At 63.9% G+C, this 23,252-nt stretch carries 23 protein-coding genes; 18 read left to right on the top strand and 5 right to left on the bottom strand.

Going from position 1 to position 23,252, the window contains the following annotated elements; all coding sequences use genetic code 11:
- The first annotated feature begins 37 nt into the window (after positions 1–37).
- Entirely contained in the window at positions 38–1,657 is a 1,620-nt protein-coding gene (locus tag BXA07_RS13955) for a methyl-accepting chemotaxis protein (protein WP_076568513.1), read from the top strand.
- 236 nt (positions 1,658–1,893) lie between these two features.
- Positions 1,894–2,586: a DUF3334 family protein gene (locus tag BXA07_RS13960; RefSeq protein ID WP_076568514.1), complete on the top strand. Its 693-nt coding sequence runs from the start codon at positions 1,894–1,896 to the stop codon at positions 2,584–2,586.
- Between the two features lie 15 nt (positions 2,587–2,601).
- Here BXA07_RS13960 and BXA07_RS13965 read toward each other — a convergent pair whose 3' ends face one another.
- Both BXA07_RS13965 and BXA07_RS13970 read right to left on the bottom strand, forming a co-directional pair.
- Complete coding sequence (locus BXA07_RS13965; protein WP_076568515.1) at positions 2,602–3,048, bottom strand: GNAT family N-acetyltransferase; 447 nt, start codon at positions 3,046–3,048, stop codon at positions 2,602–2,604.
- A 47-nt stretch (positions 3,049–3,095) separates the two neighbouring features.
- The gene (locus BXA07_RS13970; RefSeq protein WP_076568516.1) at positions 3,096–3,770 is read right to left on the bottom strand and encodes a hypothetical protein; all 675 of its coding nucleotides are present in this window, start codon (positions 3,768–3,770) and stop codon (positions 3,096–3,098) included.
- Between the two features lie 302 nt (positions 3,771–4,072).
- On the opposite strand from BXA07_RS13970, the gene BXA07_RS13975 reads away from it, so the two are divergent.
- The 6 genes from BXA07_RS13975 to BXA07_RS14000 all read left to right on the top strand — a co-directional run bounded on the left by BXA07_RS13975 (position 4,073) and on the right by BXA07_RS14000 (position 10,611).
- On the top strand, positions 4,073–5,455 hold the full coding sequence (locus BXA07_RS13975; protein ID WP_244556274.1) for a sigma-54 dependent transcriptional regulator: 1,383 nt from the start codon (positions 4,073–4,075) through the stop codon (positions 5,453–5,455).
- Positions 5,456–5,822: 367 nt separating this feature from the next.
- Positions 5,823–7,370: a hypothetical protein gene (locus BXA07_RS30805; protein WP_076568517.1), complete on the top strand. Its 1,548-nt coding sequence runs from the start codon at positions 5,823–5,825 to the stop codon at positions 7,368–7,370.
- A gap of 61 nt (positions 7,371–7,431) precedes the next feature.
- On the top strand, positions 7,432–7,884 hold the full coding sequence (locus BXA07_RS30185) for a hypothetical protein (protein ID WP_139335571.1): 453 nt from the start codon (positions 7,432–7,434) through the stop codon (positions 7,882–7,884).
- A 32-nt stretch (positions 7,885–7,916) separates the two neighbouring features.
- Positions 7,917–8,627 (top strand): C39 family peptidase, encoded by a 711-nt coding sequence (locus BXA07_RS13990; RefSeq protein ID WP_083708277.1) that lies wholly within the window; start codon positions 7,917–7,919, stop codon positions 8,625–8,627.
- A 29-nt stretch (positions 8,628–8,656) separates the two neighbouring features.
- Positions 8,657–9,160: a hypothetical protein gene (locus tag BXA07_RS13995; RefSeq protein ID WP_076568519.1), complete on the top strand. Its 504-nt coding sequence runs from the start codon at positions 8,657–8,659 to the stop codon at positions 9,158–9,160.
- 164 nt (positions 9,161–9,324) lie between these two features.
- Positions 9,325–10,611 carry a coiled-coil domain-containing protein gene (locus BXA07_RS14000; RefSeq protein WP_076568520.1) on the top strand — a complete coding sequence of 429 codons (1,287 nt, stop codon included), beginning with the start codon at positions 9,325–9,327 and terminating at the stop codon, positions 10,609–10,611.
- A gap of 48 nt (positions 10,612–10,659) precedes the next feature.
- On the opposite strand, the gene BXA07_RS14005 is transcribed toward BXA07_RS14000, so the two are convergent.
- Positions 10,660–11,196, bottom strand: a complete 537-nt coding sequence (locus BXA07_RS14005) for a DUF2939 domain-containing protein (RefSeq protein ID WP_076568521.1) — start codon at positions 11,194–11,196, stop codon at positions 10,660–10,662.
- Positions 11,197–11,414: 218 nt separating this feature from the next.
- On the opposite strand from BXA07_RS14005, the gene BXA07_RS14010 reads away from it, so the two are divergent.
- The 9 genes from BXA07_RS14010 (at position 11,415) to BXA07_RS14050 (ending at position 20,540) form a co-directional block, all read left to right on the top strand.
- Positions 11,415–13,013 carry an ABC-F family ATPase gene (locus tag BXA07_RS14010; RefSeq protein WP_076568522.1) on the top strand — a complete coding sequence of 533 codons (1,599 nt, stop codon included), beginning with the start codon at positions 11,415–11,417 and terminating at the stop codon, positions 13,011–13,013.
- A gap of 224 nt (positions 13,014–13,237) precedes the next feature.
- On the top strand, positions 13,238–14,371 hold the full coding sequence (nadA, locus tag BXA07_RS14015) for a quinolinate synthase NadA (RefSeq protein WP_070218383.1): 1,134 nt from the start codon (positions 13,238–13,240) through the stop codon (positions 14,369–14,371).
- Positions 14,368–15,234 (top strand): carboxylating nicotinate-nucleotide diphosphorylase, encoded by an 867-nt coding sequence (gene nadC / locus BXA07_RS14020; protein WP_076568523.1) that lies wholly within the window; start codon positions 14,368–14,370, stop codon positions 15,232–15,234. The genes nadA and nadC overlap by 4 nt, the downstream gene beginning before the upstream one ends.
- Positions 15,234–15,998, top strand: coding sequence for a substrate-binding periplasmic protein (locus BXA07_RS14025; RefSeq protein ID WP_076568524.1), 765 nt, complete (start codon positions 15,234–15,236; stop codon positions 15,996–15,998). Before nadC ends, BXA07_RS14025 begins: the two co-directional genes overlap by 1 nt.
- A 161-nt stretch (positions 15,999–16,159) precedes the next feature.
- Positions 16,160–16,747, top strand: a complete 588-nt coding sequence (locus tag BXA07_RS14030; RefSeq protein WP_076568525.1) for an RNA polymerase sigma factor — start codon at positions 16,160–16,162, stop codon at positions 16,745–16,747.
- Positions 16,744–17,394, top strand: coding sequence for an anti-sigma factor (locus BXA07_RS14035; protein ID WP_076568526.1), 651 nt, complete (start codon positions 16,744–16,746; stop codon positions 17,392–17,394). Before BXA07_RS14030 ends, BXA07_RS14035 begins: the two co-directional genes overlap by 4 nt.
- Positions 17,391–18,692 carry a S8 family peptidase gene (locus BXA07_RS14040; RefSeq protein WP_244556275.1) on the top strand — a complete coding sequence of 434 codons (1,302 nt, stop codon included), beginning with the start codon at positions 17,391–17,393 and terminating at the stop codon, positions 18,690–18,692. Before BXA07_RS14035 ends, BXA07_RS14040 begins: the two co-directional genes overlap by 4 nt.
- Positions 18,689–19,360 (top strand): TorF family putative porin, encoded by a 672-nt coding sequence (locus BXA07_RS14045; RefSeq protein WP_076568527.1) that lies wholly within the window; start codon positions 18,689–18,691, stop codon positions 19,358–19,360. Before BXA07_RS14040 ends, BXA07_RS14045 begins: the two co-directional genes overlap by 4 nt.
- 100 nt (positions 19,361–19,460) lie before the next feature.
- Entirely contained in the window at positions 19,461–20,540 is a 1,080-nt protein-coding gene (locus BXA07_RS14050) for a TIGR03118 family protein (RefSeq protein ID WP_076568528.1), read from the top strand.
- A gap of 68 nt (positions 20,541–20,608) precedes the next feature.
- On the opposite strand, the gene BXA07_RS14055 is transcribed toward BXA07_RS14050, so the two are convergent.
- Positions 20,609–21,502, bottom strand: coding sequence for a KPN_02809 family neutral zinc metallopeptidase (locus tag BXA07_RS14055; protein ID WP_076568529.1), 894 nt, complete (start codon positions 21,500–21,502; stop codon positions 20,609–20,611).
- Positions 21,503–21,647: 145 nt separating this feature from the next.
- On the opposite strand from BXA07_RS14055, the gene BXA07_RS31315 reads away from it, so the two are divergent.
- A complete protein-coding gene (locus BXA07_RS31315; protein ID WP_083708242.1) occupies positions 21,648–22,541 on the top strand; it encodes a GNAT family N-acetyltransferase in 894 nt (297 codons plus the stop codon).
- A 6-nt stretch (positions 22,542–22,547) separates the two neighbouring features.
- On the opposite strand, the gene BXA07_RS14070 is transcribed toward BXA07_RS31315, so the two are convergent.
- The gene (locus BXA07_RS14070; RefSeq protein ID WP_076568530.1) at positions 22,548–23,252 is read right to left on the bottom strand and encodes a DAPG hydrolase family protein; all 705 of its coding nucleotides are present in this window, start codon (positions 23,250–23,252) and stop codon (positions 22,548–22,550) included.

Consider the following 23,252-nt stretch of genomic DNA (forward strand, 5'->3'; position numbering starts at 1 on the left):
ACATTCTCATCCTGCGCCACCCGAATGGAGACTCACTATGGCATTGTCCAACGCATGGTCCAACTTAAAGATCGGCACCCGCCTGTACCTGGCCTTTGGCGCCGTCGTCGCCTTGCTGGCGATACTGGTCGCCTCCGCGCAAACGAATCTGTCGCGGCTGGGCGAGGCGAATGGCGTGAATATCCATACCTATGAAGTGCTGGGCGAGGCCAGCGGCCTGCTGGAAAGCCTGATCAATATCGAAACGGGCCAGCGGGGCTTTGCCCTGACGGGCAAGGATGGCTCGCTCGAGCCGCTGCTGGCGGGCCAGCGCAGCTTTGGCGAACATCTGCGGAGGATCCGCGCCCTGACGGCCGATAATCCAACGCAGCAGGAGCGCCTGGCGGTGCTGGAACGCACGCAGCGGCAGTGGCAGGCGAGCGCCATCGACCCCGTGATCGCCCTGCGCCGCGCGGCGGCCGCCGATGGCAGCCTCGACGCGGTCGTGGCGGCCGAGCAGGCCGGCAAGGGCAAGGCGGGCATGGATGCGATGCGCGCCTTGCTGGCGGACGTGGGCAAGACGGAAAGTATGCTGCTGACCCAGCGCGCCGCCGAGGCCGCCGCCCTGAAGTCGCGCACCACGGCGGTGCTGCTGGGCGGGGGCGCCGTCGCCGTCCTGCTGGCGGCGGTGCTGGCCATCTTGTTGACGCGTAATATCACCGTGCCGCTCGGTGAAGCCGTGGCGCTGGCCCAGCGCGTGGCGCAAGGCGACCTGGGCAGCCGCATCGTCGTGCGTTCGCGCGATGAGACGGGGGAATTGATGGCCGCCCTGCGCGACATGAATGCGTCGCTGGTGCGCATCGTGGGCGAGGTGCGCGGCGGCACGGAGACGATCGCCACGGCATCGGGGCAGATCGCAGCCGGCAATATGGACCTGTCGTCGCGCACGGAGCAGCAGGCCAGTTCGCTGGAAGAAACGGCCTCGTCGATGGAAGAGCTGACGGCGGCCGTCAAGCAGAACGCGGACAATGCGCTGGCGGCGCGCTCGCTGGCGGCGTCCGCGTCCGCCGTGGCCGTCCGTGGCGGCGCGGTGGTTGCCGAGGTGGTGCAGACCATGGGCTCGATCAATGATTCTTCGCGCAAGATTGCCGACATCATCGGCGTCATCGACGGCATCGCCTTCCAGACCAATATATTGGCCCTGAATGCGGCCGTGGAAGCGGCGCGCGCCGGGGAGCAGGGGCGCGGCTTTGCCGTCGTGGCCACGGAAGTGCGCAACCTGGCCCAGCGGTCCAGCCAGGCCGCCAGGGAAATCAAGGGCCTGATCGACGATTCCGTGGACAAGGTGGGCGCGGGCAGCAAGCTCGTCGACCAGGCCGGCGCCACCATGCAGGACGTGGTCGGCAGCGTGCAGCGCCTGAGCGCCATCATCGGCGACATCACGGACGCGAGCGAAGAGCAGCGCGTCGGCATCGAACAGGTGAATGAAGCCATCAGCCAGATGGACCAGGTGACGCAGCAAAACGCGGCCCTGGTCGAGCAGGCGGCGGCCGCGGCCAATGCCATGCAGGACCAGGCGGCGCAGCTGTCGCAGGCCGTGCAAGTGTTTCGCCTGCAAGGCGAGCCGCAAGCCGGGCCGGCCGCGAGGTATGGCATTTCCGCACAGATCGTCAAGTAAATGCAGGTATGGCTGGACGGAAATGTTACATCTCGGTATTCTGCGCATCTGATACTTATTTCTATACAGAAAAAAGTAAGAGGGCGGCTGGCGCCGGCGGCGACGCGGCGCCCTGCCAGGCAAGGTCAGGCATGCAAAGGTGAAGTCGTCCGCCAGCGGAGCGAAACGTTCGTCTTTCGGCGCGCGGCGGGCAGGGAACAGTGCTGTCATCTTTAAAATAGTAGGAGAGGTTGCTCATGGATGCAGAAAAGGATGTTGTGTACGGTACAGAAGATTTGTTGATGAGTTTGTGCAACTCGGTGGTCCGGGTGCTCAACGTGGCAACGCAAAGCAAGGTCAATTATTCCGGCATGGTGCAGCGCATCACCAAGACGGGCCTGAAGCCGGACATCGGCTGTTTCGTCATGTTCGATGGCGGTTTCACGGGCCTCGTGGTGCTCAACTTCGCCGCCGATACGGCGATGGAAATCTACGAGCGCTACATGTTGCACATGGGTATGCCGAAGTCGGAACTGGCCAGTTTCTACACCTCGGACGAAGTGTCGAATATCATGGGCGAGCTGATGAACCAGATCGTCGGCGACTTCACGGGCAAGGTGCGGCGCGAACTGCAGACGAATATCACCCAGAGCCAGCCGAAGATGCTGGTGCTGAACAAGCAGGTGATGCTCAGCGTCGATACGCCGCTGGACCGCCCGGAAATGCGCCGCGTCACTTTCTATACAGAAAAGAACAACATTTTCTACCTGGAACTGGCGATCGACCGTACCGAGTTCATCAAGCTGCACGATTTCGATTCGCGCGAAGTCGACGCCGACTCGCTGATGGAAGGCGAATACGCGAACCGCGAACGCGACGCCGCCCCGGCGCCTGCGGCGGAAGCGGAAGACGACGACAACGCCGACCTGCTCAAGTCGCTGGGCATGTAAGCAGCCGGTGATCGGCTACAGGGTCTTGCTCATGAAGACCCTGCTCGTCCCTTCCGGGCTGCAGGCGATGTCGCCGAAGCGGCGCCAGCCGCGACGCGCGTAAAATTCGGGCGCCTGGAAACTGATGGTGTACAGCACCGCCGAGGCGCAGCCGCGCCGGCGTCCTTCCTCTTCGAACTGCGCCAGTACCTGGCTGCCCAGGCCCAGCCCCCGCAAGGCGGCGGGCAAATACAACAAATCGAGAAACAGCAAACCCAGCGAGGTCCGGCCCATGGCGCCGCCCAGCACGCGCTGGCTGTCGCGGTCGCGCACGACCACGCTCAATACCTGCCTGTCGCTATAGCCGGTGATGGCATCGTTATAGGCGTTCAGGCCGTCGAGGAGGGTTTGCTCGACTTCCGCGTCGATCGTGGCGCTGATGGAAATGGTGTAGGGCAAGGCGTCGTGCGGGCGTGCAGGCATGGCGGACAGGAAATAGTCAATAACTGTATGAATATACAGTATTTCGCTTATTTTTGCCCGGCTTGTTGCGGCAACGTCAATGTTTCCATGCGGCGAGTGCCGACCATGGCGCTTTGCTGGCTGTCATCGAGCGACCAGTATTCAAGTGCATAGACATAATCGCCGTCGACAAAGGTCAGCGTTTCCTTCTGGCGGCCGCTGGGCGCCTTGTAATACAGGCGCCGCGCCGGCCTGCCATCGACCGTGTGCCTGAACGCCTGCGGGTCGAGGGTGGCGCGCTTGCCCGTCTTGCCCGCCATCGACATGGCCGTGATCGTCACGTAGGCCCGGTCCGGGCAGCGGGCCAGCAGGTGGGCGCCGCTCAGGACGGTGGGCTGCGTCTGATCCAGCGGGAAGCCGAACGGTTGTACGCCGACAATATCGCGGCAACCCATCTGCTGCGCCAGGGCCGTCAGCGCGGCCGGGTCGAGCGCGCTGCTGAGGTGCTTTTCGGCGCTGTGCGCCTGGCCCAGCGCCAGGCGGCGCGCCAGTTCGGCCAGCGAGATATCGCTGGGCACGGGCAGCGGCGCGGGAGCGTCCGGATCGGCGGCCTTCGACGTTTCCGCCTGCATGCGCGCGGCGATGGAGTGGCTGCGCTCGGCTTGATCAAGGGGGCCGGCAGCCAGGCCCGTGTTGGAGAGGCAAGCGGCGATGGTCAGCGTAATAGCATGTTTTGTCAGCATGGAATCTAGTGGAGGGGCGTCTTCCGTGAAAAAAGCGACGCCAAACGGCTTAGCCGTACCTTTGTTAGCTATGAGAAACAACAGTGTGGCAGAACATACAAACTCGCTACAAAAGAAAAGTTTTTTTTAGTGCCACAGTGATATGCATCAATAAGATTGTCACACATATACGCATATCTCGCTACCCTGCCTGAGAGCTGTTTCATCGCTCGTCTCTCATTGCCAATCCTTAAGTCATTGATTGTTAATGCTTCCATTCACTGTCCCGCAGGGTGCCTCTCCTTGCGGGACGCGGTGGCGCGATGTTATCTGATGATCACAGTACATTTGGAGGCTGGATGTTGAAACGACTGTTATTGTGTATTGATGTGAGTGGCAACGGTTTGCTGCATGGGGCAGGCATGCGGCAGTTTGGTACTGCGTGGGACGGGTGGCAAGTCTGCACCGTGTCGGGCCTGGCAGCCGCGGCACGTGCGTTGCGCGCGCACTCCTTTCCTGTCGGGGTACTGATTTCTTCGTTCGACGGGCTGGGAGAACTCGACAGTTTCTTGCATCAGCACTGGGATATGCAATGGGTGGGCATTTTTCCGCCACGCGCCTTGCAGATGGCCGCATGCCGGCGCCTGGTCCGCGACCATTGCCATGATTACCACACTTTGCCTGTCGACATGCTGCGGCTGCGGCATACCCTGGGCCATGCCTACGGCTATGCCACTTTGCGCGAACTGCCGCATGCGCCGCTGTGCGCGCTGGAACAGCCTGATATGGCGCTCAAGGGCGGCGGTGTCGCCATTGGCCGTTTGCGGAGCCAGATCCTCAAGGTCGCCGGGGCCAGCGCACCGGTGCTGATCTGGGGCGAGTCGGGTAGTGGCAAGGAGCTGACAGCGCAAGCCATCCATGTCCATTCCGCGCGGGCGGCGGGCCCCTTTGTGCCCATTAACTGTGGCGCGATTCCGGCCGGCCTGGCGCAATCGGAGCTGTTTGGCCATGAGCGGGGCGCATTCACGGGAGCCACGCGCGACAAGCGGGGCTTGATCGAGTCGGCGGCCGGCGGCACGGTATTTTTTGACGAGATAGGCGACTTGCCCCTCCCCCTGCAAACCAATTTGCTGCGCTTCTTGCAGGAAAAGACGATCTACCGTGTCGGCGCCACGCATAGCACCGCCGTTGACTTGCGCGTCATTGCCGCCTCGCATGTCAATTTGCTGGAGGCAGTGCAGCAGGGCAGGTTCCGCGAGGATTTGTACTACCGGCTCAACGTGCTGGCGCTCGATGTCCCTCCTTTGCGCGAACGCAAGGAAGACTTGATGTTATTGGCAAACCACTTTTTTTCCACCTATGCGTCGGAGCGGGCGCCGATGGTGAAAGGCTTCAGCAACGCCGCCGTCGAAGCGATTTGCAATCATGCCTGGCCGGGCAATGTGCGCGAATTGATCAACCGGGTGCGACGCGCCATGGTGATGGCGGAAGGCCGGGCGATCATGCCGCAAGACCTGGGCTTGTCTGTTGCCGACGAGTCAGGTGCCGATGTTGCACTCGACGGTATTCGCTGGCGCGCGGACCGCGAAGCTGTACAGGCTTGCCTGGCCAGTGCTGGCGGCAATATCAGCAAGGCCGCGCGCGACCTGGGCGTGTCGCGCATGACGCTGTACCGGATGATCAAAAGGCTCAACATTGAATGTTGACTCTGGCGCCCAGGGCAAGTCCTTTGCCCTGCGTGCGGATCGTCGCAGCCGTGACGGTGTCACAGGATTGAGGCAGTCGCAAAAATGGGCATGGCGTCTTGTAAGTGATTGATTCTGCGTAGATATCGCTGGTGTTGCAAGCTGGAGATGGCAAGCGGGTGGCGCACGGTGGTGACAATTTTTCGTGTTTTGTTTGCCAAGTTTCCTAGAGGATAGCCATGCAAACCGGAGAGCTTCGAATAAGGTCTTGTAATTCAATGACTTGGCCAATTTTTTTATTACTGGCACCAAATTTGCAGTGAAGCTGTGGACCCGACGCTTCAGTCTGGTGCCAGCATCCTGATTAACTTTTAAAGAGGAAACTGCAATGAAAAAATCTCTCATCGCGGCAGCGGTAGCGCTGGCCTTCGGTTTCAGCGCTCATGCCCAGAACAGCGGGTCGACCAAGGTCGACGATGTCAAGGGTAACAATACCCAGACCGCGAGCAACGCCACGACACAGTCCGGCTCAGGACCTGGGGCGAACGGGCATTCCACTGCCTCGCAAGACAATAACTCGGACCAGAATAACGACAAGAGCACGGGGCAAAACAATAGCAGCGGCAACGCGAAAGCCACGGCGCTGGGCGCATCCGCGGCAAATAATGGCGGCACCAGCACGAGTAACGTGGCAAATGCCTTCAATACATCGACGGCGACGGCAGCGAGCACCCTGAGTGGCGCGGTGTCGGGCAACATGGTGAGTAACATCGGCAATGTCGCCACCAACAACGGCAATACCGCCGGCGGCGCAGGCAAGGGCGGCATCGGCGGCAGCGCACAGGGAGGCGATGCCTACGGCAAGGGCGGCTCGGGCGGCGCGGCGGCCGGTGGCGACGGCGCATCGGGCGCGCAAGGGGGCAACGCCAGGAATGGCAGTGCCATCAATGGCGCTGCGACGGTCGGCGACAGCACGGCCGGGGCAGGTGGCGCAGGCGGACTGGCCAAGAATGCCAGCAGCGGCGACGCTGGTGCTGGCGGCAAGGGCGGTGCGGGTGGCCGTGGCGCGGCCGGCGGCGATGTCTATGGCGGCAACGGCGGCAAGGGCGGCCTGGCAGGCGATGCCAGCGGCGGCGCTGGCGGCAATACTGGACGCACGACAGGCGGCAACGGCGGTGATGGCGGCAAAGCCATCGGCGGTCCGGGCGGCGACGGTGGCAATAGCCGCAGCGCCGCTGGCGGCTCTGGCGGCAGCGGCAGCGCCGGTAGCGTAGCCAGGAATGCGGGTGGCGGCGTATCCACCTCCAGCGGTGGTACGGCGACGGGCGGTGCCGGCGGTGCCGGTGGCACCAATACGGCGGGTGCCGGGGCTGCAGGCGGGGCTGGCGCCTCCGGTGCTGGCGGCGCTGGCGCTGCCTTGACGAGCATGGGCGGCGCCGGGGCTGCGGCAACTGGCGGTGCCGGTGGCGCAGGTGGCGCCGGTGCGGGTGGCAGCAGCACTGGCGGCAACGGCGCCGCTGCTGCTGCGGGCGGCAATGGCGGCAGCAGCGGGATGGCGCAAAACACGGGTGGTGCAGGTGCGGCTGGCGGCAGTTCGAGCAATGGCAGCGCAAGCAATGGCTCGCCCTCGAACGGCAGTGCCATGGCCGGTGCTGGCGGTGCTGGCGGTGCCGGCGGCGGCAGCAATAGCGGCGGCGCGGCCGGTAGCGGTGGCACCAACACGGGCGGCGCGGCAACCGGCGGTGCCGGCGCTGGCGGCACGGGCGGTGCCGGCGGTGCGGTGGCCGTCAATGCAGGCGCCTTCGACATGTCCAACACCATGAGCGGTACCGCGCAGTCGGCGGCAGGTTTGCTGGTCATCAGCCAGAACAGCGGCATTTCTTCGCTGATACAGCAAAGTGTGACGGTGCAGGCCAATCTGGCAGTGGGCCACTAGGCGAGCGGCTGCTTAGTGTCAGGCTCCGCCGTGGCAATGTCGCGGCGGAGCATCGCAAGTCATGAACAAGGGGATGAGCATGCGCCTTTTTTTTCATTCGATATGCTGTGCCAGCCTGGCCTGTCTTGCCACCGCTGTCATGGCTGCACAGCAAGCAAGGCCGCTGCCCTTGCTTGCCGGGCCAGAGTTGAGTCTGCCGATTATTGTTGCTCCGCCCACTACGCTGACGGCGCTGATGCCGCTGACGGCGGATGGGACCTTTGCCGGGGGCCTTGGCCGGGCCGCTGGCGAATCCGCGCTGGCGCAGGCGCGTGGCGGTACCGATACGATTACCAATGAAGCGCGCCTGAGCGGCTTTGTCACCGGCAACTCGGCCAGCTACGTCAGCACGGGGGCCAACACGATCGATGGCGCCGCGTTTGCCAACGCTTCCGGCATTCCGATCGTGATTCAGAACTCGGGCGCCAATGTGCTGATCCAGAACGCCACCATCATCAATTTGCAGTTGCGCTAGGCATGGCCACACTCGGCACATTTCCGCGGTTCATGCTGTGCCTGCCCTTGCTTGGCGGCCTGGCATCCCCGGGCGCTTGCGCGGCCGAGATCGGCGCCTTCGGCAGCGCGCGCTTCGAGGTGCCCGTTGTCAGCATGCGCGAGGCCCGTTTCCAGCGTACCTTGCACCAGCAATACGACTTCAGTTGTGGCTCCGCCGCAGTGGCCACCCTGCTGACCCATCACTACGACTATCCTGTGACGGAAGAGTTTGTTTTTGAGCAAATGTATAAGCAAGGTGATCAGCAAAAGATTCGCAAGGAGGGATTTTCCTTGCTCGATATCAAGCGTTTTCTTGCAAGCCGTGGCTTTCTGGCCGACGGGTTTCAGTTGCCGCTGGATAAGTTGGCTGAGGCGGGCTTTCCCGCCATCGTGCTGGTGGCCGAAAAAGGCTACCGGCATTTTGTCGTGGTCAAGGGGCTGAGCCAGAGCCGCGTGCTGATCGGCGATCCTGCCGGCGGCACGCGCGCCATGGCGCGTGCCGGTTTCGAGACGATCTGGCAGGGCCATTTGCTGTTTGTGATCCATGGACGCGCGACGACGGCCGCTCCGGTTCCCGCCGCGGCCGGCGAGGCAATGCAGGCGGCCCGCTTCAACGATGCGGATGACTGGCGCGCGGCGCCGCAAGCGCCATTGGGACAGGCGATCAGCCGCAGCGGCCTCGATCAACTCACCATGCCGAAGAATGACGGTGGAAATTTCTAATGGCGGTCAAACGCCACGCTGGAGGATGTATGCACGCGAAAGAGCGGTTGATTGCGGCCAGTCTCGCGGGTCTGCTTGTTGCCGCGCAGAATGTCGGCGCCGAGCCGCCGGCGGCGGGATGGACGGCGGTCAGCGAGGAAACGCTGGAGCAGGCACGGGGCGGCTTCGATGTGCCAGGCGGCTTGAGCCTGTCATTCGGGATAGAGCGCCTGGTCAGCATCAATGGCAGCGTGGTGTCCAGCGTGGCGTTCACGATTGCCGACGTGGCGCACCTGAGCGTCGAGGAGGCGAGCCTGGCGCGTACGGCCATCGCGTCGATGAATGTCTTGCAGAACGGCGTCGGCAATGTCTTTTCGCCAAGCCCGATGGCGCAAACGATGGCGGCCACCGTGATCCAGAATAGCTTGAATGACCAGGTCTTGCGTACCCAGACGATCGTCAATGGCAGCGTGAACAGTCTTCAATTGCTGAAGCTGGCGAACTTTCAGGACACCTTGCAAAATGCGCTGGGCACGGTGGCGGGTCCCAAATAGGGTTTGCAGCAAGCCGCCTGGATACGCCGGGCGGCATCGTGCAGTAGCACCGGGCCGTTGTTGTATTGCTGCCAGGGTTGGCTACTGATAGGCAGGGCTTGTCATCGGGAGAGACTATGCGGCATCTTTACTTAGTGCGATTTGGTACGGCGGGTGTATCTGCTATGTTGCTGTGTGCCGCCGTTCAGGCCCAGCAAACAGCCGGCGCCGGCCAGGACGATCTGGCAGCGCAGCTGGACAGCCTGAAAGCGCAACTGGCCGAACAGCGGCACCTGCTGGAGGCGTTGCGTGCATCGATGCATGAGCAGCAGCGCCGCATCGATGTGCTGCAGGGCACCGAACCTCTCGACAACAGCCGCCTGGCCAGGCAGCGGGGGACGGGTTTGCGCAGTGCATATCTGACGCTGGCGGAGGTCCAGGACGGCGGGTCCGCGCCGCAGGCGCCGCCGCCAGCGCCGCAGCCGGTGGGGCTGGCGCCAAGCCCGCCCGTCCGGCCGCCTGAAGTGGCGCCGCTGTTCGAGCAACCCGGGGTGCTGACGCCCAAGGGGGCATACGTGCTGGAACCCTCGATGCAATTCGGTTACTCTTCAAGCAACAGGGTCGCCCTGGTCGGTTACACCATTATTCCCGCCTTGTTGATCGGCCTGATCGATGTGCGCGAGGTCAAGCGCAATACCCTGACCGGTGCGCTGGCCGTGCGTACCGGCTTGAGCAACCGCCTGGAAGTCGAAGCCAGGGTGCCGTACGTCTATCGCTCGGATGCCACCGTCAGCCGCGAACTGTTTACCGGCACGGCTTCGGAGCGGGTGTTCGACACCAGCGGGCGCGCCCTGGGCGATATCGAGGTGGCGGCCCGTTATCAACTGAACAATGGTGGCGCCGACAAGCCATATTATGTGGCTGGCCTGCGCTTCAAGTCGCGCACCGGACGCGATCCGTTCCAGGTCGTCACGGACTGTACGCAGCGCTGCGTGGGCGAGAATGCGACAGGCACGGGCTTGCCGCTAGACTTGCCCACCGGCTCCGGTTTCTATTCCCTGCAGCCCAGCCTGACCTGGCTGTTTCCCTCCGATCCCGCCGTATTCTTTGGCAGCATCAGCTACCTGCACAGCTTCAAGCGCACTGATGTCAGCCGCCTGGTGCTCAATGGCGTGCGCGAACCGCTGGGCACCATCGAACCGGGGAAAATTTTCGGCGTCAATTTTGGCATCGGCCTGGCGCTGAATGAAAAGGCCTCGCTCAGCCTGGGCTACGATCACAGCAGCGTTGGACGCACGCGTCAAAATGGCTTGACCGTGCCCGGCTCCGTGCGCACCCAGCTCGGTACCTTGCTGATGGGTTTTTCGTATCGCCTTAGCAAGGACAGGACCTTGAACGTGTCGGTGGGTGCCGGTCTGACGCGCGATACGCCCGATGTGTCCATCTCGGTCAGGCTGCCGATGACCTTTTGATTGAGGGCGGCGGGCAAGGCAGCCCAGCAGGCTGCCGCTCGCTGGCCGCTAGCGTCCCGCGAGCGCCGTCGCGATTTCGATCGAACTCAGTTTCCAGTCCCACAGGCCATGGCGCTGCAGGACCAGTGCGCCATCCTGCGCCTTGCCGTCCTTCGCCCGTACGATGAAGGTGTTCACGCCGGCATAGCCTGCGGAATATTCGGCTTTTTTTCGGGCGCCATCGGCCGGCGCATCCGCGTCCGCATCTGCCTGCGGGCTGACGGCGCTCTTGTTGACGAGGGCGACGACGCCGGCGGGCGAGACCATGGTATCGACCATCTTGCCCAGCATGGCGCTGGCGATCGACTGTCCCAGGGCGGCCAGCGGATTGCCGCTGCCGGCAGTCGCTTCGATGCTGCGCGCCATGCTCGCTTCGAGCTGGGTCTTGACGCTGGCGCGCAGGGCGGGGAAGTCCACGTGCGCGGCCAGGGCGTCGGCGTTGCGCTCGGCCAGGGCGGTCTTGATCTGGCGCAAGGCATAGTAGGGCGAGGCATAGGCGGTGGCGGCGATGGCGGCCAAGGCGGCGGCGATGGTGATTTTTTTCAAGTGATGCCTGTGCAGTAAAGAGTGGAAACGGGAGGCACGCAGCGTATCCGTTAAATGGAAATGCGGCAATCATATTTTCTTGCCATCAGCCACCCTGTATTTTGCCGCAGTGGCTGCGCCTGTCCTTGCCGGGCCACTATAGAGTGGAAGAGGGTGGGTGCTGTATAATGGGAGAAAAGTACCTAACTACCTGTTTTCACTGGATAAAGACCTCACTAATGCTTTCTACAGCTAACATTACGATGCAGTTTGGCGCCAAGCCATTGTTTGAGAATATCTCCGTCAAGTTCGGCGACGGCAACCGCTATGGTTTGATCGGCGCGAACGGCTGCGGCAAGTCGACGTTCATGAAGATCCTGGGCGGCGACCTGGACCCGTCGGGCGGCAACGTCATGCTCGATACCAACGAGCGCCTGGGCAAGCTGCGTCAGGACCAGTTTGCGTTTGAAGACATGCGCGTGCTCGACGTCGTCATGATGGGCCACACGGAAATGTGGGCCGCGATGCAGGAACGCGACGCCATCTACGCGAACCTGGAAGCGACGGACGAAGACTACATGAAGGCGGCCGAGCTGGAAGGCAAGGTCTCGGAATACGACGGCTACACGGCCGAATCGCGCGCCGGCGAACTGCTGCTGGGCGCCGGCGTCGCCATTGACCTGCATCAAGGCCCGATGAGCAATGTCTCGCCAGGCTGGAAGCTGCGCGTGCTGCTGGCGCAGGCGCTGTTCTCGAACCCGGACATCCTGCTGCTCGACGAGCCGACGAATAACCTGGACATCAACACGATCCGCTGGCTGGAAGACGTGCTCAACGAGCGCAACTCCACCATGATCATCATTTCCCATGATCGCCACTTCCTGAACCAGGTCTGCACCCACGTGGCCGACATGGACTACGGCACCCTGAAGATTTATCCGGGCAATTACGACGAATACATGTTCGCCTCGACCCAGGCGCGCAACCAGCAGCTGGCCAACAACGCGAAAGCGAAAGACAAGGTTGCGGAATTGCAAGAATTCGTGCGCCGCTTCGCCGCGAACAAATCCAAGGCCCGCCAGGCCACGTCGCGCGCCAAGCAGATCGAAAAGATCAAGGTCGATGACATCAAGCCATCGTCGCGCGCCTATCCCTTCGTGCGTTTCGACGGCGAAAAGAAATTGCACCGCCTGGCCGTGGAAGTCGAGAATATCTCGAAAGGCTTTGACCGCCAGCTGTTCAAGAACTTCAGCATCATGGTCGAGGCGGGCGAGCGCATCGCCATCATCGGCGCCAACGGCGCCGGCAAGACCACCATGCTGCGCTGCATCGCGGGCGACATCGCCGGCCTGCAGCCGGACCAGGGCCGCGTGAAGTGGGCGGAAAACGCCAACGTGGGCTACATGCCGCAAGACCCGACGGAAGATTTCGCCAAGGATACGAACCTGACCGACTGGATCGGCCAGTGGACGAAAGAGGGCGACGACGATCAGGCCGTGCGCTCCATCCTGGGCCGTTTGCTGTTCGGCGGCGACGACGTGAAAAAGGCCGTCAAGGTGCTGTCCGGTGGTGAAAAGGGCCGCATGATGTACGGCAAGCTGATGCTGGGCCGCCACAACGTGCTGATGCTCGATGAACCGACCAACCACATGGACATGGAATCGATCGAATCCTTGAACATCGCGCTGGAAAAATACGCGGGCACCCTGATCTTCGTGTCGCATGACCGCGAATTCGTGTCCTCGCTGGCCAACCGCATCATCGAAATCAAGGAAGATGAAGTGGTCGATTACCGCGGCAACTACGAAGACTATTTGAAGAGCCAGGGTATCGATTAATTGGTACGCTCACGTTGGGTCGGATTACGCGCTGTGCGCTAATCCGACCTACGTCAAATGCAAGCGGTCAGTTGGGTAGGTCGGATTAGCGGAGCGTAATCCGACATGACAGGGCCAGCTAGCCAGCCACCCAGCACCACACCGACGCGCCGCGGTCCATTCGTTCCGGCGCACCTGCTTCATTGCAATCGTGCCGGTCTATCCCGTTTTTGTTTGACACAGCCATGCAAACTTTAGCCATCAAATCCGTCGAGTATGAACACCCGCAAGACGGAGCCAGTTGCACTGCCCATGCCTGGGCACGCACGCCAGCGACGCCGTCCCCGGCCGAGAAAGCCGAACTGATCACGCGCATCAAGCGCCTGCTGATCGAGCGCGAAGCCGTGCTCGTTGCCCACTATTACGTTGATGCTGACCTGCAAGACCTGGCCGAAGCCACGGGCGGCTGCGTCTCCGACTCCCTGGAAATGGCCCGCTTCGGGCGCGACCATCCGGCCAAGACCCTCGTCGTGGCCGGCGTGCGCTTCATGGGCGAAACGGCCAAGATCCTCAGTCCCGAAAAAACGGTATTGATGCCCGACCTCGACGCGACCTGTTCGCTCGACCTGGGCTGCCCCGTGGACGAATTCACGGCCTTCTGCGACGCCCATCCGGACCGCACGGTGGTGGTGTATGCCAACACCAGCGCGGCCGTCAAGGCGCGCGCCGACTGGATGGTGACGTCGTCCATCGGCCTCGACATCGTGGCCCACCTGCATGCGCAGGGCAAGAAAATCCTGTGGGCGCCGGACAAGCACCTGGGGTCCTACATCCAGAAGGAAACAGGCGCCGACATGCTGCTGTGGCAGGGTTCCTGCCTCGTGCACGACGAATTCAAGGGCATCGAACTCGATCTGCTCAAGGAAGAGTATCCGCAAGCCAAGGTGCTCGTGCACCCGGAATCGCCCGCCAACGTGGTGGCCCTGGCCGACATGGTTGGTTCGACGTCGCAAATGATTGCGGCAGCGCAAACCATGGACACGGACACGTTTATTGTCGCCACCGACAACGGCATCCTGCACAAGATGCGCGCGGCCGCGCCGGGCAAGCGTTTCATCGAAGCGCCCACGGCCGGCAATAGCGCCACCTGCAAGAGCTGCGCGCACTGCCCGTGGATGGCCATGAACGGCTTGCTGAACCTGGCGCAAACGCTGGAAAACATGCATAACGAAATCCACGTCGATCCCGCCGTCGGCCAGCTGGCCGTGCGCTCGATCAACCGCATGCTCGACTTCGCCGCCGCGAAAAAGGCGGGCCTCAAGCCGGGCGCGGACCTGGCAAAAGAAACCACATTGTTCCAAGGAATCGGTCCAGCATGAGTACCCTCGTTAATTCTTTCGCTCCCTTTGACCCCGCTCTGGCGCGCGCGTTCGAGGGCAATCTGCTGGCCGCCTTGCTGGAAGACGTGGGCCAGTGCGACCTGACGGGCGAGCTGGTGCCGCCCGACCATATCGTCACGGCCCGTGTCATCGTGCGCGAAGCAGCCGTGCTGTGCGGCGCGCCGTGGTTCGAAGGCATCATGAAAAGCCTGGACCGCAGCATCGACATTGCCTGGCATTACGCCGAAGGCGACATGATGACGGCCGACAGCGTCGTCTGCACGATCGAGGCGCCGGCACGCGCCCTGCTGACGGCCGAGCGCAGCGCCCTCAATTTCCTGCAGCTGCTGTCGGCCGTGGCCACGGCCACGCGCCAGTACGTGGATGTGGTCGCCGGCACGAAAGCGTCCATCCTGGACACGCGCAAGACCCTGCCCGGCCTGCGCCTGGCGCAAAAGTATGCGGTGCGCGTGGGCGGCGGCAAGAACCAGCGCCTGGCCCTGTACGATGGCATCCTGATCAAGGAAAACCATATCGCGGCCGCGGGCGGCGTCAGCCAGGCCCTGGAAAACGCGCGCAACCTCGACGCGGGCGTGCCCGTGCAGATCGAGGTGGAAACCCTGGCGCAATTGCAGGAAGCGCTGGATGCGGGCGCCGTCTCGGTGCTGCTCGATAACTTCAGCAACGACATGATGCGCGACGCCGTGCAACTGACGGCAGGACGCGCCTTGCTCGAAGCGTCGGGCGGCATCAACGTCGATACCGTGCGCGCCATCGCCGAGACGGGCGTGGACCGCATTTCGATCGGCAGCCTGACCAAGGACGTGCGGGCCACCGATTACTCCTTGCGCATCGTCGGCTGATGAGCGGAGCGGGGCGGCGCCTGCTGGCCCTGGCGCTGCTGTGGCCGGCGCTGGCCATGCCCCTGGCGGCGCAGGCGCGCGAGCTGCTGGCCGTGGGCGCGCAGTTCGAGCACGTCTTCGAGTACCAGGACAGCGGCGAATTTGGCGGCCTGGGCGCGGAACTGCTGCGCCTGATGGCGGCGCGCACGGGCAATACCGTGCGTTTTCGCATGGTGCCCTGGGCACGTGCGCAAGCCATGCTGGTGCAGGGCCAGGCCGATATCCTGATCGGCCCCTACAAGACGCCGGAACGCATGGCGAGCATGGCGTTCGCCGACAAGCCGTTCTACCAGGACCAGATGGTGTTTTATACGCGCCAGGACGCCAGTTTCGGCTGGGATGGCGATTACAGCGTGCTGAAAGGCCGCCGGGTGGTGCTGCTCAATGGCTGGGCGTATGGCGCCGAGTGGGAGCGCGTGCGGCCCGGCTTGCACGTCAGCGTGGCCAACACGGTGGAAAACGGCTTGAAGATGCTGGTCCACAATCATGTCGACGTGTTCGTCAGCAACCGCCGCAATACCGATCCCGTCATCGTTCGCCTCGGCTATGGGCGCCAGGTGAAGCCCTTGCCCAAGGTCATAGACGTGCAGAATGGCTATTTCGCCTTTCCCCGTTCGCCCGCCTTCGACAAGCTGCGCCTGCAGTTCGACCAGGAATTCAGCGCTCTGAGCGATAGCGGCGAATTGAAAAAACTGGGCAAGCGCCACGACGTCGCCATTCCCTGATGCTGCACCCCTGGCTTTCCTCAAGGCGCCGGCCGCTCCTGTAGATTATTGTTACCCTGACAAGGCCTTTGCGCGCTACCATGGACTGCCGTGCATTTTTTGCGCGGCTTAGAACCATTGGTCTGCCGTAAGGTATTTACAGACAACAACGGAGAAGGTCCATGCGGGAGGGACACGGGGAGGACGCGCGCGCGACCGCTGCCAATCTGGACGAGGCGCAGCTGCTCGGCCGTGTCGTGGCCGGGGACAGGTGCGCCTTCGAGACGCTGTACCGTGCCTACTTTCCCCGCCTGACCCGGTTTCTGGGCCGGATGACGCGCAGCGCGCCACTGATCGAGGAAATCGTCAACGACACCATGCTGGCGGTATGGCAAACGGCGCAGCGCTATGATGGGAGTTGCAAGGTGTCGACCTGGATATTCGCGATTGCCTACCGCAAGGCATTGAAAGGTTTCCGCGCCTGCGACGAACCATTGGAGTCCGACATGGAATTGTATCCGGGCGGCCCGGAGTGGGAGCCGGATTACGAACTTGGCCAGCGGCAATTGGGAAGTGCCCTGGCAGCGGCGATAGGCGCATTGCCGCTGCCGCAGCGCATCGTGGTGCTGCTGACCTATTATCACGACATGGGCTATAACGATATCGCCGCGATCATCGACTGCCCGGTCAACACGGTCAAGACACGCATGTTCCATGCGCGGCGCAAGTTGCAGGAGCTGCTCGAGCGGGCGCGGGAGGACTACGAATGAACGAAGACATCGTCAAGCGGGGCGAGCCTGCACATCAGGCCGCGCGCGAGCTGTTGCCATGGCTTGCGACAGGGCAATTGTCAGCGCGCGACGCACGCATGCTCAAGCTGCACCTGTCCACATGCCAGCTGTGCCAGCGTGAGCTGGAGATCGAGCGCCAGTTGCTGGCGGCGGCCCGCACCGAAGCGGATGCGGACCTGCCGCCCGCGCAAGGCGAGATCGAACTGGCGCTGGCGCAACTATTGCCACGACTGCCCAGGCAAGAGGCCCGGACGCTGCCTGCGCCACGGTGGCGCTTGCCGGCCCTCCAGCACCTGGCCTGGATGCCCTGGGCGCTGGCGCTGCAGTTCATCGCCATCCTTGGCCTGCTTCTCCTGCTGGCCCGGCCCGCGTCTGATGAGAGCGCCTATCGCGGCCTGGGTGGCGCGGCCGGTGCCGGCAACCTGGTTGTCGTTTTCAAGCCGGATACCGCAGAGAAAGAGTTGCGCCGCATCCTGCAAGCGAATGATGCACATCTGGTCGACGGCCCGACCGTCACCGACGCCTATCTGCTCAATGTGCCGGAACCGGCGCGCGCCCTGACCCGGCTGCGCGCCGAGCCGGCGGTCGTGCTGGCCGAAACGCTGGATGGGGGAGGTCCGCCGTGATCGCGCCGTGCCTGACCATGCCTGCGCTTGCCTTGCTGGCACTGCTTGCCGGCAGCGCGCCGGGCCACGCCGCTCCGGCGCTTGATGATGCCGTGGCGTTCATTCCCGACAGCAATGGCGCCGTCTCGCCACGCCAATTGCTGGTCATGCTGCGTCTGCCGGCCCCGCACTACCGTCCGGACGCCAGTTACGGCGGGCGCTACATCGACGATGGCGGACGCAGCGCGCGCCACCGCATTACCGAGGACCTGGCGCGGCGCCACGGCCTGAAACTGGTCGCCGACTGGCCGATGCCGGCGCTGGGTCTTGATTGCTACCTGTTGGAATACGGGGAAGGAGAGCAGCCGCAGCACCTTGCCGACCTGTTGTCGCGCGATCCGCGCGTGGAGTGGGCCCAGCCGGTCGGGCTTTTTTCCGGCATGGGGGATGCCGATCCGCTGTATCCGGTGCAGCCCGGCGGGCGCTACTGGCATGTGGACGCGCTGCACCGCACGGCCACCGGACGCGACGTGGCGGTCGCCGTGGTCGACAGCGGCATCGACAGCCGGCATCCGGACTTGGCCGGCCAGGTGGCGCTGACGGAAAATTTTGTCGATGGCAGGCCTTACGCGGCGGAGGCGCACGGCACCGCAGTCGCTGGCATCATCGCGGCGCGCGAGGGCAATGGTGGCATGCTTGGCGTTGCGCCGGGCGCGCGGCTGATGGGTTTGCGTGCCTGCTGGCAGCAACTGGACCACAGCACCCGCTGCAACAGCTTTACCTTGGGCAAAGCGCTCAACTTCGCCATCGTGCACCGGGCAAAAATTATCAACCTGAGCCTGTCCGGACCGTCCGACCGCCTGCTGGAAAGCCTGCTCGATGCGGCCCTGGCGCGCGGCATCAGTATTGTCGGCGCGCTCGATCCCCATGGCGGGGGGCGGGCTTTTCCCGCCTCGCACCCAGGTGTGATTGCAGTCGCGCAACAGGACCACGCGTCCCCCGTCGCTGCGCGGCCGGATGGACCGCAGCATGGGGTACGACTGGCGCCCGGACGCGACATTCCCACCAGCATCCCTGGCGGTGGTTGGCGCTTCGTGTCCGGCAACTCGTATGCGGCGGCCCATGTCACCGGCTTGCTGGCCTTGCTGGCCGAATTGCGGCCCGGCGCCATGCCAGCGCAACTGGAGGGTTTGCTCATGCCGGAAATGCGCTTGAATGCTACTATCGATGCCTGTGCCACCATCGCGCGCGCCGCTGGCGCGTGTCCTTGCTCATGCGCAACAGCCTCCGCCCTCCTGCCTGTCGATCCTGGTCCGTGATAGCCACCGCCGGTGCCGTGCTGCTGTGCGCCGGCACCGCCACCGCCCAGGTTGGCGGCAACATCGCGCTGCTCTCCGATTACCGCTTTCGCGGCGTTTCGATGAGCGACGGACACCCCGTGCCGCAGCTCACCTTGAACTATGACGACCCGGACAGCTGGTACTGGGGCGTGCAGGCTTCGGGCGTCAATCTGCACGAACGGGGCGGCACCCAGTGGATTGCCTATGCGGGCATGGCACGGCGCCTGGCGTCCGGCTGGAGCTGGGAAGCGGGCGCCAGCAGGTCGGTGCTGCCCCGCGACCATGGCAGCGACTACGGTGAATGGTATGCCGGGCTCGCGGCCGAACGCATCGGCTTCAGGCTCTATTTCTCGCCCCATTACTTTGGGCGCGACACGCGCACCTTGTATGCCGAAATGAACGGATTTTATCCCTTGCCGGGCGGGTTCAAGCTGGTCGCCCACATCGGTGTGCTGCGCCCGCTGCCGCACGCTGGCATGGAGGCGGCCAGCGTGCGCCGCGACGGCAGCCTCGGCCTGGCAGCGGCACTGGGCGACTGGAATGCGCAGCTGGCCTGGGTGGCCAGCTCGGGCGGCGCGCCGCGCTCGGTCCATTACGTGGAAGCGGCATCGCGGGCAGTGGTACTCAGCGCTGCCTATTCTTTCTGAATAGCAAATTGGCATTTTTTTCGCGGAGGCGAAACCTTTCAGGCGCATGCGGGTATCAACGGGCAGCGACATTTTGCCCACCACGCCGAAAGGAAGCGCCATGAATACGCACCATGTCAGCAGGATAGCCTGCGCCTGCATCGCCGCGTCGCTGTTTGCCTGCGGCGGCGGTCACGATGACGGCAGGGATCACATGCCGCCCAGCAACAGCGCCTATGCGGCCACCAGCCTCGTGTCGGACACGACAACCTTGCCGGCCGCGCACACGGACGCCAACCTTGTCAATGCCTGGGGCGTGGCCTTCAATCCGCGCGGCTTCGTCTGGGTGGCCGACAATGGCACGGCCAAGTCCACGCTCTACGATGGCAATGGCGTGCCGCAATCGCTGGTGGTCGACACGCCAGCGGGGCCGACGGGCATCGTCTTTAACGGCACGCAGGACTTCAAGCTGAGCCAGAATGGCGTGACGGCGCCCAGTCCCTTCCTCTTTGCCAGCGAAAGCGGCAGCATCTCGGCCTGGTCTCCCACGGTGAGCCCCACGACGGCAGTGGTCGTGTTCGATGGCAGCGCCGGCGGCAGCGTCTACAAGGGCCTGGCCATCAGCACCTACGGGGGCGCCAATTACCTGTATGCGGCCGATTTCCACAACGGGCGTGTCGATGTGTTCGACGCCAGCTTCGCCAGGGTCGCCTTGCCCGGCGCCTTCAGCGATCCCGGCTTGCCGGCAGGCTACGCCCCGTTCGGCATCCAGGCCATTGGCGAGCGCATCTATGTCGCCTACGCGAAGCGGGAAGCGAGCGGCGACGACGAGCAGGCCGGCGCCGGCCTGGGCATCATCGACGTGTACGACACGGGCGGCAAGCTGATCAAGCAACTGGTGAGCGGCGGAGCCCTGAACGCACCCTGGGGCATGGCGCTGGCGCCAGCCAACTTCGGCAGTGCCAGCAATATGTTGTTGGTGGGGAATTTCGGCGACGGCAGGATCAATACCTATGATCCGTCGACGGGCGCCGCTGGCGGCCCGCTGCTCAAGGCTGACCGCACGCCGCTGTCGGTCGATGGCTTGTGGGGCATCGCCTTCGGCAATGGCCTCAACAGCCAGCCCATGAACACCCTGTTCTTTGCCGCGGGGCCGAATGACGAGGCGCATGGGCAGTACGGGCGCATCGACCTGCAGTAGCTGCGTGTCCGGCAGACCCGTGCAGCCGCGAGGCGGCACGGGCAGGCGCGCCGGACTCTGGCGCCGTCTTACAGCTGGCGCGCCTCGAAGGTGTTGCACTGGGAAATCTGGCCACTCTCGATGCCCTTGCTGAACCAGCGCACGCGCTGTTCCGAGGTGCCATGGGTAAACGAGTCGGGCACGACATGGCCTTGCGCCTGGCGCTGCAGCGCATCGTCGCCGATGGCCGTGGCCGCCTTCAGGGCCGCTTCCACGTCGCCCTGTTCCAGGATCTTGCGATCCTGGTTCGCGTGGAATGCCCACACGCCGGCAAAGCAGTCGGCCTGCAATTCCAGGCGCACGGACATGGCGTTGGCCTGGCGCTCCGACTGCGTGCGGCGCGCTTGGTCGACTTTTTCGGACAGGCCCATCAGGTTTTGCACGTGGTGGCCCACTTCATGGGCGATCACATAGGCCTCGGCAAACTCGCCCGAGACCTTGAAGCGCTGCTGCATCAGCTTGAAGAAATCGAGGTCCAGGTAGACTTTCTGGTCGCCGGGGCAGTAGAAGGGGCCGCTGGCGCTCTGGCCCGTGCCGCAGGCCGTCGGGATGCTGCCGGAAAACAGCGACAGCTTGGGGCGGACGTAAGTGCCGCCTTCGGCCTTGAACAGGGCGCCCCAGGTGTCTTCCGTATCGGCCAGCACGGTTTTCACGAAGCGGGCCATCTCGTCCGATTCGGGCGGCTGGCGCGCCGGCGACTGGCTTTGCTGGGTGCTGATTTGGCCGCCACCGCCGCTGAGCAGGTTGAGCAAGGTCAGCGGGTTGACGCCCAGCACATACGAGCCGACGAGGGCGATGACGATGGTGCCGATGCCGATCGAGCGTCCGCCAAAGCCGAAGCCGCCGCCACCACCTCCGCCGCCGTCACCTTCGCCACGGTGGTCTTCCACATTGTCGCTTTCGCGATTGCCTTGCCATTTCATGATCTTTACTCCTGCTGCGATTGATTGTGACGCCTCAACATGCTGCTTGAGGCGAATCTTGTTATTATCGCAGTAAACCGCGCCGCGACAGGGGCGACAATGTTACGCTTTGCAACTTCTCAACGACTTCACAACAGGTGCGCGCATGGCGTTTGCCAACGATACACGCTTTTCTCCCCTCGCGGTGGTCCAGGCACAATTGGACGCCTACAATGCCCATGACGTGGCGGCCTTGCTGGCCATCTATGCCGATGACGCACAGCAATTCCAGCACCCCGATACCTTGCTGGCCACGGGCAGCGCCCAGATCGGCCCTCGCTTCACGGCCCGCTTCGCCGCCAGCCGGCCCCAGGCGCAGCTGCTCAACCGCATAGCCTGCGGCAAGCTGGTGATCGACCATGAAATCGTCCATGGCGACACGCCGGACGGTGTTTCCGCGCAGGAATTGGTGGCCACGTATGAGGTGGAGCAGGGGCGCATCGCGCGCGCCTGGTTCAGCTTTGGCGCCCTGACGCGCCTGCGCGTGGCGGTGACGGCCGACGTGCCCGCCATGAACGCGCTGATCGCCCGGTCCGGCGTGGCGCTGAGCGCCGGGTTTTACAGTGCAGAGCAGGCACAGGCCGTGACCCGCCACGTGTTCGGCGTCGATACGCAGCTCGTTGCCGACGAGAGCTATTTCGTCATCGAGCGCGACGGCGCCATGCTCGCGTGCGGCGGCTGGAGCCGGCGCGCCACCCTGTACGGCGCCGACCGCGCCAAGAGCGGGCCGGACCCGCTGCTCGACCCCGCCAGCCAGGCGGGCCGCATCCGCGCCTTCTTCGTCGAGCCATCGGCCGCCCGCCAGGGCCTGGGCAGCATGCTGATGCGCCATTGCGAACGGCAGGCGCGGGCCGCCGGTTTCCGCGCACTGGAACTGGCCGCCACCTTGCCCGGCGTGCCCCTGTACCTGGCCAGCGGTTTTGCCGTGACGGAGGAGTTTCATCTGGACTTGCCTGGCGACATCAAACTGCCGCTGGCGCGCATGCACAAGCGGCTGTAGGGCCGCTTACCAGGGCAGCGGAGCCTGTTCGCCGTTGCCGTGCTCGCCGTAATACAGCGACGGCAAAAAGCGCGACAGATAGGTAAATTCGCTGTAGCAATGGCGCAGCAAATTCAGGCCCAGTACGTCGGGTACGTCGCGCACGGGGTCCAGGCTGTTGCGGCCGAGCAAGAAGCGGCTGCGCAGCACGCAGCCCGTGGGGGTGTCGCGCGTCAGGTGCAGCATCTCGCCGTCGAGCGGATCGCCTTGTCCATCGAGTTCCACATGGTCGCCAAAGCCGATGCGCGCGCAGATGGCGGCCGACAGGGCGCCGCTGGCCTTTGCCTGCTGCAGTTGCGCCGGATCAAAGACTTCGATCGGATCATGGAACTTCAGCTTGGCTTTCACGGGTGGAATGTCGCCCAGCGATTCCACCGCCTCGATCGAGGCGCCATAGTAGTTCTCTCCCTTTTTCCAGCGGCTGTCCCAGCCATGATGCGCCACGTGGTCGTGCGGATGCCACCACTTGATGTGCTGCGTCGTCTCGAAGAAAGTGAACCACCAGTCCAGCATGCGTCCGCTGCAGCCGTGCAGTTCCGTGCGCGCCGCCACCAGCAGGCAGCCGTCGGGCAGGCGCGTGACGCCCGTTTCCAGGTGCAGTGGAAACGGGTCGAGCAAGTCGCCCGTGCGGGCGATGGTCCAGGGATGTTCATGGTGGCGCGTATCAGTCAT

This window comes from Janthinobacterium sp. TND4EL3, from assembly GCF_900156175.1.
Taxonomy (GTDB): Bacteria; Pseudomonadota; Gammaproteobacteria; order Burkholderiales; family Burkholderiaceae_D; genus Janthinobacterium.